8 protein-coding genes and 2 pseudogenes are annotated in these 13,603 nt (G+C 60.7%); 6 read left to right on the top strand and 4 right to left on the bottom strand.

Annotation, left to right across the window (positions count from 1 at the left end):
• Positions 1-12 precede the first annotated feature (12 nt).
• Positions 13-759 carry a condensation domain-containing protein gene (locus JFV26_RS34335; RefSeq protein ID WP_201197677.1) on the bottom strand — a complete coding sequence of 249 codons (747 nt, stop codon included), beginning with the start codon at positions 757-759 and terminating at the stop codon, positions 13-15.
• Between the two features lie 365 nt (positions 760-1,124).
• On the opposite strand from JFV26_RS34335, the gene JFV26_RS33040 reads away from it, so the two are divergent.
• From JFV26_RS33040 to JFV26_RS33050, 3 genes are all read left to right on the top strand, one after another.
• A complete protein-coding gene (locus tag JFV26_RS33040; RefSeq protein WP_201197678.1) occupies positions 1,125-2,129 on the top strand; it encodes a cupin-like domain-containing protein in 1,005 nt (334 codons plus the stop codon).
• Positions 2,126-3,496: an MFS transporter gene (locus tag JFV26_RS33045; protein ID WP_201197679.1), complete on the top strand. Its 1,371-nt coding sequence runs from the start codon at positions 2,126-2,128 to the stop codon at positions 3,494-3,496. The genes JFV26_RS33040 and JFV26_RS33045 overlap by 4 nt, the downstream gene beginning before the upstream one ends.
• Before the next feature lie 138 nt (positions 3,497-3,634).
• Positions 3,635-4,246, top strand: a complete 612-nt coding sequence (locus tag JFV26_RS33050; RefSeq protein WP_201197680.1) for an aspartyl/asparaginyl beta-hydroxylase domain-containing protein — start codon at positions 3,635-3,637, stop codon at positions 4,244-4,246.
• 182 nt (positions 4,247-4,428) lie between these two features.
• Here the strand turns inward: JFV26_RS33050 and syrC are convergent, their stop codons facing one another.
• Genes syrC through syrB1 form a run of 3 tightly spaced genes read right to left on the bottom strand, consistent with a single transcriptional unit; the run spans position 4,429 to position 8,498 of the window.
• On the bottom strand, positions 4,429-5,640 hold the full coding sequence (syrC, locus tag JFV26_RS33055) for a syringomycin E biosynthesis aminoacyltransferase SyrC (RefSeq protein ID WP_201197681.1): 1,212 nt from the start codon (positions 5,638-5,640) through the stop codon (positions 4,429-4,431).
• 60 nt (positions 5,641-5,700) lie between these two features.
• The gene (gene syrB2, locus JFV26_RS33060; protein WP_201197682.1) at positions 5,701-6,633 is read right to left on the bottom strand and encodes a syringomycin E biosynthesis L-threonyl-[L-threonyl-carrier protein] 4-chlorinase SyrB2; all 933 of its coding nucleotides are present in this window, start codon (positions 6,631-6,633) and stop codon (positions 5,701-5,703) included.
• A gap of 17 nt (positions 6,634-6,650) precedes the next feature.
• The gene (gene syrB1 / locus JFV26_RS33065; RefSeq protein WP_201197683.1) at positions 6,651-8,498 is read right to left on the bottom strand and encodes a syringomycin E biosynthesis L-threonine--[L-threonyl-carrier protein] ligase SyrB1; all 1,848 of its coding nucleotides are present in this window, start codon (positions 8,496-8,498) and stop codon (positions 6,651-6,653) included.
• Between the two features lie 366 nt (positions 8,499-8,864).
• On the opposite strand from syrB1, the pseudogene JFV26_RS33070 reads away from it, so the two are divergent.
• From JFV26_RS33070 to JFV26_RS34580, 3 genes and pseudogenes are all read left to right on the top strand, one after another.
• Positions 8,865-9,895, top strand: a pseudogene (locus JFV26_RS33070) (TauD/TfdA family dioxygenase).
• Between the two features lie 179 nt (positions 9,896-10,074).
• A complete protein-coding gene (locus JFV26_RS33075) occupies positions 10,075-11,772 on the top strand; it encodes a cyclic peptide export ABC transporter (protein ID WP_201197684.1) in 1,698 nt (565 codons plus the stop codon).
• A 446-nt stretch (positions 11,773-12,218) separates the two neighbouring features.
• A pseudogene (locus tag JFV26_RS34580) lies at positions 12,219-13,447 on the top strand (condensation domain-containing protein); the annotation flags it as partial.
• Positions 13,448-13,603: the final 156 nt, after the last annotated feature.

Consider the following 13,603-nt stretch of genomic DNA (forward strand, 5'->3'; position numbering starts at 1 on the left):
TGGCGAATTGCGTCAGGGCGTTGTACAGCGCCCGGGTAACATCGCCTGGACCTGGGCGCTCGGCGCGAGTTCGTTGGCCTGGCCGGTTTTGAAATCGGCCCGGCGTTGCAGCAGGGACGGCGGCAGTTGCGTGTAGGTGTCCTGCCAGAACTGCCGGTCGCGCTCATAGCGTGAAGACTGCAAGTACGCCCGATCGTCGTCGAGGAACGCCAAATAGGATTGCCCAGGCGCAACCTCATCGTTGCCCGCCAATAAAGCGTTATAGACCGCGCCCACTGCATGCCCGATCAGCGCCACGCCGATACCGTCGGTGACCAGGTGGTGGTAGCGGTTGAGCCAGTAATGGCGGTCCGGGCCGCAGCGCACCAGCCGCGCTTCCCAGAGTTGCCCGGTCAGCGATTCGAACGGCTGGCGAAAGGCGGCGCGCAGATAGTCCATGGCCCGCCCGGCATCGTCGTCGGCCTCGGAAAACTCCACCACTTCGAGCTTTACCTTGATGTGGGGCATGACCCGCTGACGGCCGATGCCGCCCTCATGGCTGAAGCTCAGGCGCAGGGCATCGTGATGATTGGCCACCTGTTCGATGGCTTTCTCGAACAGCCCGATATTGATCTCGCCCCTGATCTCCAGGGACATGCCGATGTTGTAGTAGGGCAGGTCCGGGTGCGCGATCTGGTCAAGCCAGATGCCCTGTTGAACCGAGGCCAGTTCGTGGGACGCGGAGTCTTGCGTAGGCAACATATCGGTCGACGAATCCATTTCGGGGCACCTGCTGGGTCAAATGAGGTTCGTCTCCGGTCGGCGGGCAGCAGTGCGTGAAGGCCTGGGCGACTGCGCGCTGGCGGGACGAAAAAAAGGTCGTGGGGAAGGGCATCGAGGCGGGCGAATAAGCGCCTGGTGTGATCAGGTCGATAGGGTTTGCACCGCGGCATGTCGATGGGCCGCCCTGACATCCGCTTGCGCCGATATCCCTCCACAAAGTGAGAAAAAATTAGAGCATTCGCTGCGTTATGTCTGTCATGGGAAGCAGGGACAACAGCGAAGAACGGGGCTTCGGGGCGCTTGGGCTGGGTCGCGCGAGTCTGTTATACCAACGACCCTGAGTGTTCTTGCGAGGGTCGAAAATGCCACTGATAGCCGAATTGGATCGCCCAGCCACGAAGTTCTGGAGCCTGTCCCGTTTCCCCAATCATCCTCAGGCCGATCCCGTTGAAGTGATCGACGCGTTAACGATTTCGAGGGAGGAATTCAACCGCCAGTACGTCAATTGCAACCGTCCCTGCCTGGTCAAAAATGCCGTTAAACATTGGCCGGCCTTCCATAAGTGGAACCAGCTCGACTACCTCAAGGCGCACTCGCGCAATAGTGCGGTGGTGGTGCGTTCGCAGATCGTGTCGGAGGTCATCGGCTGGTCGAAACCCGAGGTCAAGGCAGCGCTGACCGAGTATGCGAACACGGTCTATCGGGAAATGCCGTTCCACGACTTTCTTGATGGTTTAAGCCAGGGTTCCGAGCCGTTGGTGGCCGACAGCTGCCGTTTTTCCGAAGGCTCGGCCATCGAACCGATGAAGGACGACGTCGGAGGTTTGCCGTTCATGCCGCAGTTGTCCAAGTCGCGGCACTACCCACCGCATCGCAGCTTTCTTTATCGCAACTCGTACACCGATTGGCATTTCCATGTCACCGATGAAACCTTCATGGCCCAGGTGGTCGGCGCCAAGGAAGTCCTGTTACTGCCGCCGGACGAGACCAGTTGGCGGGCGTTGCAGCCAGTGATCGAAGAGGCGGGTTACCTGTACGACATCGACACCCGACGCTTCCCTGGCACCCTGGGCTTGCACGCAATGCGCACGGTGGTCGAGCCGGGCGATGCGCTGTACATCCCGGTTTACTGGTGGCATGCGGTGCAATCAATGGACGATGAGTTCGGCGTGACGGTCGCGGCAACATTCCCGACCCCTTTGCACGTCAGTGGCGATATTCGTTCGCCGATTGCCCGGCGCGTGCTGCGCACCTATCTGTTCTCCCGTTATGCGCCGGTGGTGTTGGGCGCAGTGGTGTATTCCATGGCTTATCGACTGCTGCACAAACTCATCAGTGTCGGCACGCCCCGCGATGTGCGCCGATGAGCGTCAAGGGTGGCAAGCAATCATTTGACCTGGGCCGCAGTTTCTATTTTCTCTGGTGCGGCGAGTCCCTGGCGGTCGTCGGCACTGCGCTGATGGAATTCGCACTTGGCGTATGGGTGTACAACCACACGGGTTCTGCGGTGGCCTTTGCCAACGTGGTACTGGCGGCAACGTTGCCGGCGATCCTGTTTCTGCCGTTGGCGGGCGGGCTGGCCGACCGGATCAGTCACCGGGTGATCATTGTCTGTTGCGATGTGAGCCTGGCATTGCTGCTGTTCGTGGTCATGGCGTTGCTCTGGTTTGACCGCCTGGAACCGCTGCACCTGTACATCTTCAATTGCCTGGCGTCGATTGTCGGGGCGTTCCGCAAACCGGCGTATCAAGCGGCGGTGAACTCGATTGTGGCCCGGGACAAATTTACCCGGGCGTCGGGCCTGATGAGCATCAGCAAGAACGCTTCGGCGCTGGTGGCGCCGCTGATGGCCGGGGCGATCATGGCCGAGGCCGGGCTGGTGACGATTCTGGCTGTGGACCTGATTACCTTTTGCTCCGGCACTTTGCTGGTGATCAAGGCATTTTCCCATGTGCGCGTGGCACCGGGGCGTCACGACGGCGCGGCTAAGGGCACGGTGATTCAGGGCGCGCTGAGCAACATCGCCGCAGCGCTGAAGTTCTTTGCCGGCGGGCAGTTGATGGCCGGGCTGCTGGTCTACACCATGGTCCGCAGCGCGTTGTTGTCGCTGTCGACGTTGATGATGACGCCGTTGCTGCTGTCGACGTTGGGCAGCCAGACCTTGGGCATGGCGTACACCTGGGCGGCGTTGGGTGGGTTGTCGGGTGCGGGGCTGCTGATTGCCATGGGCAACCCGCGTCGGTTGATGGCGCTGGTGGCGGTGGCTGATTTGCTGCTGTCGGTCTGCATCATTTCCATGGGCGTCGTTTCGCAAGCCTTTGCCTACTGCGCACTGGCGTTTGTCGCCATCACGGCGGCGAGCATCGCCGATGCCAGCGTGAGTTCGCTGTGGATGCGCAAGATCCCGGACGGCAGCCGTGCCAGTGTGTTTGCGCTGATCAGCATGTTGACCATCGCCACCACCAGCCTGGCGGTGTTCGGCGGCGGCTTGCTGGTCGATCACTGGTTTCAGCCGGCCCTGGTGCCCGGCGGCCTCTATGCCGAGTCGATTGGTCACTGGCTGGGTGTCGGCGCGGGACGTGGTGTGGGGATGCTGTTCGTGGTGGCCGGCGGGTTGTTTGCGCTGCTGTCCTTGAGCGTGCTGGTCTACGGACCGATGCGCCGAATGGACGAAGAACCGCCGCAGACCGCCACGCTGCGAACAACCGACAGTCCCCAGGTCGACGCCTCGTGATTCCGGGCCGGGCCGGTTGTACCGGATTCCCGTGACAGACAGGCCGGGTCGGGTGGGTCAACCTCTGCAGACTCTTGCGCAGTATTGCGCGTCGCGGGTGCGGCAGAACCGTGCCCGTCCATCGATAAAGGAGCACCTATGCGTCCGTCGTTTTATGATCCCAGCCGCTTTCCGCAACTGAAAAACCTTGCCGAGAACTGGGAAGTCATCCGCGAGGAATTTCTCGCCCTCGATGCACCGACCCTGACCATCAATCGCGTGGGCAAGTCGATCATGGAGATCGTCGATGAAGTCGCCGCCCACGTGGAGGGTGGTGGTGAGTACGGTTGGCTCTGGGGCTGGGGCGATGACATGGACGTCATGCCCGAGTGGACGCAATACGGGCTGGTCGCCTACGACACGCCGATCCCTTATGCCCAGGCCGCCATGCCCGGCACCATCGAGTTGCTGAGCAAAATCCCCGGGGTCAAACTCTGTGCACTGTTGCGCATGGAGCCCAACGTGTTCCTCGGCACCCATTCCCACACCGGCACCTGGGAAGAAGGCCTGCTGCACATGCAACTGACCATCGACGCGCCGCTGACCCAGAACTACGCTTACCTCAACGTCAACGGCAGCTTCAACCAGAGCACCAACGGCAACCTGGTGATATTCGACGGCTCCCTCGACCACTTCGCCGTCAACGCCTCCCGAGCTGAACGCACCGTGCTGTACCTCGAATTCCATCGTGAAAAACACATGGTTGCCTGATAGACCGACTATCCCTGTGGGAGCGGGCTTGCTCGCGAAAGCAGTCTCACCTTCAACATCAATGCTGACGGTGAGACTGCTTTCGCGAGCAAGCCCGCTCCCACGGGTTTTTGTGGCTTAAGTGATTGATGTGCTTGAAGCGGGCAGCCCCGGATCATCCAGGGCTGAAGGGGTGGGAGCAGTCAGATGACTGCCGGTTCGACGTTTGATTCGAGGAAGCGGAATGCGGTCTGTTTCGAGCTCTGTGTCGATTCGAAGAACGCCAGGTGGCTGCCGTTGCGTTCGACGTGCAGTGTCGCGTCGCTGATGGCATCGGCGATGTGTCGGGAGCCGCCGATGTGGGTGGTTTCATCGGCGTCGCCAGCGACCACCAGGGTCGGCACGTTGATCTGTTCCAGGCGCGACTGCAGCTCGGTTTTGTTCAATGCATCGTTGAGCCGCGCGTAGCGATAGAACAGTTCCTCGTTGACGTAAGGGTACAGCGCCACGTGGGCGATCGATTCCGGGACGCTGGCCAGTGTGGCCTGATCCAGGAACAGTGCCTGTAGATCGCTGGCTTCGTTGCGATCCACCGCCGCCGTTTCCATCAGCCATTCGAAATTCTGCTGGTGGGCGGTGCGCAAGCTGTTGTCGCCCAGGTTGTAGTCACCGTGCCACAGGCTCAGGGAACTCACCCGGCTATGGTGGGCGGCGGCCGCGCTGAGCGCAATCACTGCGCCACCGCAGATGCCCATCAAGTGCGCGGCCGGCAGTTCGTAATGGTTCATCACGTTGATCAGGTCGCCGACCTGGGCATCGGTGTCCACCGACAACTGGTCGAACGCCGTGCAGGAACCGAACAGTCCACGGGTTTCCCAGGTGACCACGAAGAAGCGCTCACTCAATGCATTGAACCAGTCGCGGCACAGGTCGAACGGCATGCCGCAAGGCAGTGCCAGGACGATGGCCGGGCACTCGCGGTTGGCGCTGGCGTGCACCGACAGCGCAACGTTGTCGCGGGTAATCAGGTGCAGTGTCTCAACCTCCGGCACGGCACCACTGAAATCGAATTGTCTGACCAGGCGCCCGAATTCCTTGACGGTTTCAACGTCGTCGAACCGGTCGTAAGAATAGTCGAGCGCCTCGCAGATTTTCCTGCTGATAAAAATTTCGAAAGACGACAGTTGGTCTTCGCCGTCGTGCAGATACTGCACAGTCCGCACACCAATCCGTGCCAGAGCGGCGTTCACCGCCCGTTCCGTGGCCCTCACGCTGGGGGACGACTGCTCGGGTAAACAGTCATCGCCCTGGGCGAGAAAACTCAGGCAAATGGGATCGGGCAGATGAATGGCAAGGTGCCGAAGCATCCTCACCGTCTCACACAGGCGCATGGCTGCGTCGGTGGCAATAGTCATGGATTGGGGACTCCTGTCGGGCACGTTACGCATGCCAACTGTCGTATGGCACTGAAAAAATCAGACCGCTTCGAACTTTCTGCCACGGGTGGTGTGGGTCACCAGACGGTTGTATTCCGGGGTTGTATCACCGATCACCTGAACCGCGCCGTACTTCTCAAGGCTGATACGTCCACCGTATTCCTCAATGTGATCGGATTCCGGGTAGACCTTCACGAACGACGGCACATAGCGCGAGGCGAAGCCCATGCGCATGTCCTGGGATTCACCGCTGTGCGGGTAGGAAGCGTGCATCAGCGTTGACCAGAAAATGATGAACTGGCCAGCCTTCATCTGCATCGGTACGGCGGCTTCTTCGTCAGGCTTCCAGTTTTCGTCGATTTGCAACTGACGATAGTCGTAGCCGAAGAACCCGCGTCTGACGCCATCCTTGACCACCGAATTGTTGGTGTCCGGGGCGTAGCTCATACGCTTGGTTTCGTCGTAATTCATGCTGTTCTGGGTGCCGGGAATGAACTGCAGGCAGCCGTTGGCAATATTGGCGTCGGTGAACGCCGTCCAGACGGTAATGGTGCCGCCGAACTCTTCGTTTTCCGGCCAGATGATCTGTGGCTTGCCCGAGGCATTGGCGAAGGTGTCGGCCTGGTGCCAGTCGGTGCCTTCATCGCCGGGGTATTTAGGGAAAAACTCGGTGCGCCAGCACAGCACATCCGGCCCCAGGATGCTTTCCACACGGTCGCAGATTTCCGGACGGCAGATGTGGCTGGCGAGGAAGTCATCGTCCAGGTGGCGGTCATAGTTGGCAATGTTAGTGGCGCCGGAGATGGCGTCCAGATCCTGGTAAGCGGCGGCGCTGCGATCAAGCAAGCGCAGGCGCGTGCGTTTCCAGGTTTCTTTCATTTCTTCTGGCGTATAAGCGTCGAAAGGGCCGATGAAACCGTTCTTCTCGAAGGCTGCGCGTTGTTCTTTGGTCAAAGCGAATTGTTTGCTCATGGGCTTTTCCTTTTCGGTCAATGGGCTTGAACAAGGGAGCGTTGAATGCAGCTGGCCAGGACTTTGGCTGTCGCGCCGTCCGCCAGGACACCGGGATCAAGGTTGATCTGGTAGTGGGTCTTGAACGTGCTCAGCGAACGGATCAGCGCCAGCGAGGTGCCGCCGTAATCGAAGAAATCATCGTTCAGGCCGATGTTTTTCAAGCCCAGGGTTTCCGACCAGACCTTGAGCACAAACTGCTCTTGCTCAGTCAGGCCCGGCTCGCTGGCGTGCTGGGCAGTCGCCGGCACGGAATCAGGCGAGGGCAGCAGGTTCTTGTCGATCTTGCCGTGGGCCGTAACCGGCAATTGCGCCAGGGCGATGTAGGCCGACGGGCGCATGTAGTCCGGCAGGTTCTCGGCCATCAGCGCGGCGACGTCGCTGCGGGTCTGTTCGGTCCAGGCGTCCACGCCGAGGGTCGGCACCACATAGCTGATCAGGCGCCAGTCGCCATCGCCATAATCGTGGGCGGCCACGTGGGCGGCGGACACGGCCGGGCTGGTTTGCAGGCAGGCCTCGACTTCGCCTGGCTCGATCCGGAAACCGCGAATCTTCAATTGCTCATCGCAGCGGCCGGCGTAGCGATATTCAGCGTCATCGCCCAGAACCAACAGGTCACCCGTGCGATAGGCGCGGGTCGCGGTGCCCGGTAACTGGACAAAGCGCTCGGCAGTCAGGGCCGGACGGTTCAAGTAGCCCAGCGTGACACCGGCGCCCTCGATGTACAGCTCACCGGTCGTGCCTTGTGGTACTGGCTGCTGATGGGCATCGAGCAAATGCAGGCGCCAGCCGTCCAGCGGCTTGCCAATCGAAACCATCGCGGAGGTTTCAAGGTCCTGGCCCAACACCCGCTTGCAGGTGGTGTGAACCGTCGCTTCGGTGATGCCGTACATGTTGATCAACGCGGGTTTCTGGTCGCCATGACGTTCGACCCATGGCCGCAACACCGTGGCTGGCAATGCCTCACCCCCAAACACCACATAACGCAGCGCCAGCGGCACGCGAACCTGACGGTCAGCCTCATCCAGGCCACGGAACGCAGAAGGCGTCTGGCTCAGTACGGTGACGCCCTGATCAGCCAGCCACCGGTGCAGCGCGGCCGGCGAACGGGATACGTCGTAAGGCACCACGGCCACTTGGCCACCATGGGCCAGCGCGCCCCAGATTTCCCAGACCGAGAAGTCAAAACCGATGGAATGGAACATCGACCAGATATCGTCCTGGGTGAAGGCGTACTCGCGCTGGGTGCTTTCCAGCAGGCGACTGACGTTGCCGTGCGCCACCAGCACACCCTTGGGTTCGCCAGTGGAACCGGAGGTGTAGATGACGTAGGCCGGCGCCGTGTCGGGGTTGCGATTGCCGCTGTCGGCAGCCAGTTGCAGCGTCGGTGCGGACAACAGATCGGCAATCGGCAGCACCCGTAGCGACGGCGTGTTCGGCAGGTTGTCGATGTCGCCGATCAGCAGGTTGATGCCGCTGTCGCGCACGATGTGTTCGAGCCGTTTGGAGGGGTATTGCGGGTCAATCGGCACATAGGCGCCGCCGGCCTTGAGGATGCCCAACAGGCTGATGACCAGTTCGACACTTCGAGTCAGGCACATCCCGACCAGCGTACCGTCCTTGACGCCTTCGTGACGCAACCGGGCGGCCAGCCTGGACGACACGGCATCGAGCTGTGCGTAGCTCAATGCACGAGTGGCGTCGGACACCGCAGTTCGCTCGGGGAATTCCAGCGCCCGTGTGCTGAATATTTCATGCAGCAAAGCACCGGGCGTGAGAGGGGCTGGCGCGGTGATAACCGATCCGCCAGTGTTCTTAATCGGCATGACTAACGCTCCTGTTAATTGCCAGGTGCAGCGCATCTTCGCGTTGGCGAAAATCGCTGCATTCGAGACTTCGCTGCGGTCCACGGGATTCGTTTGAAACGCCGGGACAATCCGCAGTTGCCGCATTTCAGCACCGACTCCGTGCCGGCGTCTGTCGCGGGAAATGGGGACAAGCGGCCCTCGCCGAAGATCGAGACGTTGCGTGACGGCGCCTGTCCCGGAATGCGGTGACAGACAGGGCGGCGCTTAGGTGTTTTTATCCGGCCGCGACGGCGGAGCGCATTCGTTTTGCCGCGTACAACGTAGCTGTGAGTATCTGTAGTTCAGGAGTTATTCATGAGTCTTCAAACGAACGCTTCGCCCGCCATGACCAATGACGGGCTGCCGGATTCGCAGGCCTGGCCGGATTTCGGGCACAACGAAACAGTGAAATTGTCATGGCTGGCCCCCGGTTTGAGTTTGCCGGTGGTGATCGAGCCGATTGAGCCAGGCCTGGACCCGGCACTGTGGGCCGCCACCCATCGCGAGTCGATCGAGGCATTGTTGTGTCGCCACGGTGCCGTGTTATTTCGCGGTTTTGAACTGGGCTCGGTGCCAGCGTTCGAGGCGTTTGCCGAAGCCTTGTCGCCCGGGCTGCACGGCAGCTACGGTGACTTGCCGAAGAAGGAGGGCGGGCGTAACGTCTATCGTTCTACGCCGTATCCCGAGCGCGAGATGATTCTGTATCACAACGAAAGCTCGCACCTGGAAAGCTGGCCACGCAAGCAATGGTTTTTTGCGAGCTGCCATCGCGGGTCGGTGGCGCGACGCCGCTGGCGGACATCCGGCAAGTACTGGCGCGCTTGCCCGCCGAGGTGGTGGCCCGCTTCGAACAACAAGGCCTGATGTACAGCCGCACCTTCACCGTCGGGGTCGAACCGAGCTGGGAGTCGTTCTTCGGCAGCACTGACCGGACGGTTGTCGAACAGCACTGCCGGGAGCAAGGCACCGACTTCGAATGGCTCGACCACGAAACCCTGCAAGTGCGCACGCGCTGCCCGGCGGTGATTCGTCATCCGCTCACCGGGGAGCGGGCATTCTTCAATCAGCTGCAGTTGCATCACCCGTACTGCCTTGGCGAGGAAATGCGCGAAGACCTGCTCGATATGTTCGGCGCTGATCGCTTGCCGCGCCTGGTCAGCTACGGCGACAGCACACCGATTGAAGACGACATCATGGCGCTGGTGGGCCAGGCCTATGAGGACTGTGCCGTGCGGTTTGACTGGCGCAAAGGTGACGTGGCGATGCTCGACAACATGCTGGTCGCCCACGCCCGTGATCCCTACGAAGAGCCGCGCCTGATCGTCGTCGCCATGGGCGAGATGACTGCCCGGGGCGATGTGTGGCAGTCCGAATGACCACACCGATTGGCTCGGTTTGATGTTTTGTACCGGCAATCCGGGACAGCGTAACCGGTGGTGATCCGTACACTTGGGGCCTGGCTCGATCCTGTGGCAATACAGCCTGAGCAAGGCCAACAGTCGGCGAAACCGCAACCGGCAGTGCCCTGTCGCGAGTTCATTTGAGGTAGCAATCAATGAAAGACAAGAAAGAGAAGAAGCCCAAGCCGGGCTCGGTCATGCGCCTGCTATGGCGCAGTCATCCCTGGCTGACGATCTTCACGTTGATTACCGGCATCATCAGTGGCATCGCGTCGATTGCGGTGGTCAATGTGATCAACCAGGCCATCCACAATGACGGCTCGCGCACGGATTCGCTGTACTGGTTTATCGGCCTGAGCGCGGTGGCGCTGATCTTCCGCAATGGCGCGGCCCTGTTTCCGGCTTATGCCAGCATGCGCATCATGACGCGGTTGCGCATCGCGCTGTGCCGCAAGATTCTCGCCACGCCCCTGGAAGAAGTCGACCGGCGTGGTCCGCCCAATGTGCTGACCATGTTGACCAACGACATCCCGCAACTGAACACCACGCTGGTGGTCATGCCCACGGTGCTGGTCGAGGCGACGGTGTTTCTGTTCGGTATTGCCTACCTGGCTTATCTGTCGTGGGTGGTCCTGGCCTTGACCCTCTCGCTGATGATCCTGGGGGTGATGCTGTATCTGTTCTTCTTTGTCAGCGGCGTGCGCTACACCACTCGTGTGCGGGATGAATTCACCTCGTTCAACGAATACACCCATGCCCTGGTGTTTGGTTTGAAGGAGCTGAAGCTCAACGGCATCCGCCGCCGCTGGTTCGGTCGCTCGGCCATTCAGGCATCCTCTACGCGAGTGGCACGCTACAACTTTATTGAGCGCCTGTGGTACACCGCAGCCGATAATGTCGGGCAATTCACCTTGTCGCTATTGATCGGCTGCCTGTTGTTTGCCGCGCCGATGGTCAGTGCACTCGACCCGAAAGTCATGACCGCCAGCGTGTTGGCGGTGCTGTACATCATGGGGCCGCTGTCCTTGTTGGTCGGGGCGATGCCGGTCCTGGCGGCGGGCCGTATTGCCTGCGGTCGGTTGGCGGAATTCGGTTTCTCGATCAACGACCCACACCCGGAGCCGGTTGAAGTGCAAGTGCCGAAGGTGCATCTGCTGGACCACAAGAAGTCCTGGGACAGCATCGAGTTGAAAGACGTGCGCATGCACTATCACGATCAGCACGCCGGGTCCGGTTTCTCGCTGGGACCGATTGACCTGAGCGTGCAATCCGGTGAGCTGATCTACATCGTTGGTGGCAACGGCTGCGGCAAAAGTACCCTGGCCAAAGTCATCTGTGGGCTCTACATCCCCCAGAGTGGCGAGGTGTTGCTCGACGGTACGACGATTACCGAAGACAGCCGCAGCGACTACCGCGACCTGTTTTCGGCGGTGTTCTCGGACTTCCACCTGTTCAATCGCCTGATCGGCCCGAACGAAGAGGAGGGCAGCCCGGCGCTGGCCCAGAAGTACCTCGAAACCCTCGGTCTGGCCGACAAAATCAAGATCGACGGACTCGGCTATTCGACCATGAAGGCGCTGTCCTACGGCCAGCAGAAACGCCTGGCATTGGTCTGCGCGTACATGGAAGACCGTCCGGTGTATGTGCTCGACGAGTGGGCTGCCGACCAGGATCCACCGTTCAAGAAATTCTTCTACGAAGAGTTGTTGCCTGACCTCAAGCGTCGCGGCAAGACGGTGCTGATCATTACCCACGACGACCAATACTTCCAACTGGCCGACCGGATTATCAAGTTGGCGGATGGGCACATCGTCTCGGATATCAACTGCGCCATTCGCGACAAGCGAGCCTGACTTCGCGTTTGCCGACATCGCCAGCCGGGCTGGCGATGTCGCCGCCGCCAAACATTAGTGAACACCTGAAAGACGCCTGACAGCACGCCTTCAACCCGCCGGGACCAGTCCGCTCAATCCGGGCGGCGGAGTCGTGCAGGCGCGATTCGCTGATTCATCGGGCGGCCTCCACTTCAAGCGTGCCTGTTACTTGTGTCCCGGGCAGCACTGACATTTTTTGAGAAGGAACTTATGACATTTTTCTCTGCGCGTGCTGTGGGCGATGTGGTCGCAACAGGCTTTTCACTGGCCAATCTTTCTCATGAAAACAACCTGGGCCGGATGACAGGTCGCGTTCCTGTGTCGTGTGCTGCGCGCGCCTTGGAGCAATGGGTATGAATCAGCTTTTGCAGCTCACCGACACGTACCCGCTGACCGCCGCCCAGCGTGACATCTGGCTCGACCAGATGACCCAAGGCCATTCACCGCTGTACACCATCGGTGGTTACCTCGAAATCAATGGCGCGGTTGATCCCGAGCGCTTTCAGCAGGCCGTCGAGCTGCTGGTTCAAAAGCATGACGCGCTGCGCACGATGCTGCTTCCAGGCGCCGGCGAAGCGGGGCTGCCGATGCAGACGCTAATTGCCGCGCTGGACGAGCCGGTGCCGGTGCAGGATTTCTCCGATCAGCCTGACCCCCAGGCTTCAGCGCAGGTCTGGATGCAGCAACGCATGCAGATTGCGTTTCAACTGGATGGCAGCCCGTTGTTCCGCTTCTACCTGATCAAACTCAACGAGACGTCGTTTTACTTCGTTGCCCACGTTCACCACATCATCCTCGACGGCTGGGGCATCAGCCTGATGTTCGAGTCCCTGGGCGATCTCTACAGTGCGCTGGAAGACGACCAACCGCCGCAGGTGTCGGCGCCGTCCTACGTGGATTTTATCCAGGACGATGCGCGCTATCGGGACTCCACTCGCTTCCTGCGCGACCAGCAGTACTGGCTGGACAAGTATCAGGAGGTTCCTGAGCCGTTGTTCGTTGCGCGGTACCGCGATCAGTACCCCAAGCAACTGGCGCCGAGCCGGCATGCCTTGTGGCGCTTCGCCCATAGCTTGAACGAGCGGGTCGACGCGTTGGCGCGCCGGCATCAGTCGTCGCGGTTCCCGGTGCTGTTGGCTGCGCTGTATGTCTATTTCATTCGCACCAGCCAGCGCGACGAGCTGGTGATTGGCCTGCCGATCCTCAATCGCTCCAACGCCGCATTCAAGCAAACCCTGGGGTTGTTCACCCAAGTCAGTGCGGTGCGGCTGCAATTCGGCGTCGACTTGTCGTTCGGCGAGCTGATCCGCGCAGTGACGCGCACGCTCAAGCAGGACTATCGCAACCAGCGCTTCCCCTGAGCGATATCAACCGTGCGCTGGCGCTGCGCCGTGACGGCCGTGCACAGCTTTTCGATCTGTCGTTCTCCTTTGAGCACGACGATCAGCGCTACCGGTTCGGCGATGCACTGGCGCATTCGGTGAAGTGCTCGAACAATCATGAGCAGACGCCCCTAGCGATTTATCTGCGCAGCAACCCGAACGACGACTGTGCCTGGCTGCACTTCATCCACAACGAAGCTTATTTCCAGTCGGATGAAATCGAGGCGATGGTCGAGCGCTACCTGCATGTGCTGGAGCAGGGGTTGGCGGACGATGATTTACCGGTTCGCGGTTTTCTGCTGCCAACGCCGGCCGAAGCCGAGCAACTGCTAACGTGGAACGCACCCGCTGCGTACCATGAGCAGGCGCGCACGATCCATGGCCTGTTCGAAGCACAGGTGACCGCGCAACCCGACGCGGTGGCCGTG

The organism is Pseudomonas sp. TH31 (genome assembly GCF_016650815.1).
In the GTDB taxonomy this organism is placed as follows: Bacteria; Pseudomonadota; Gammaproteobacteria; order Pseudomonadales; family Pseudomonadaceae; genus Aquipseudomonas.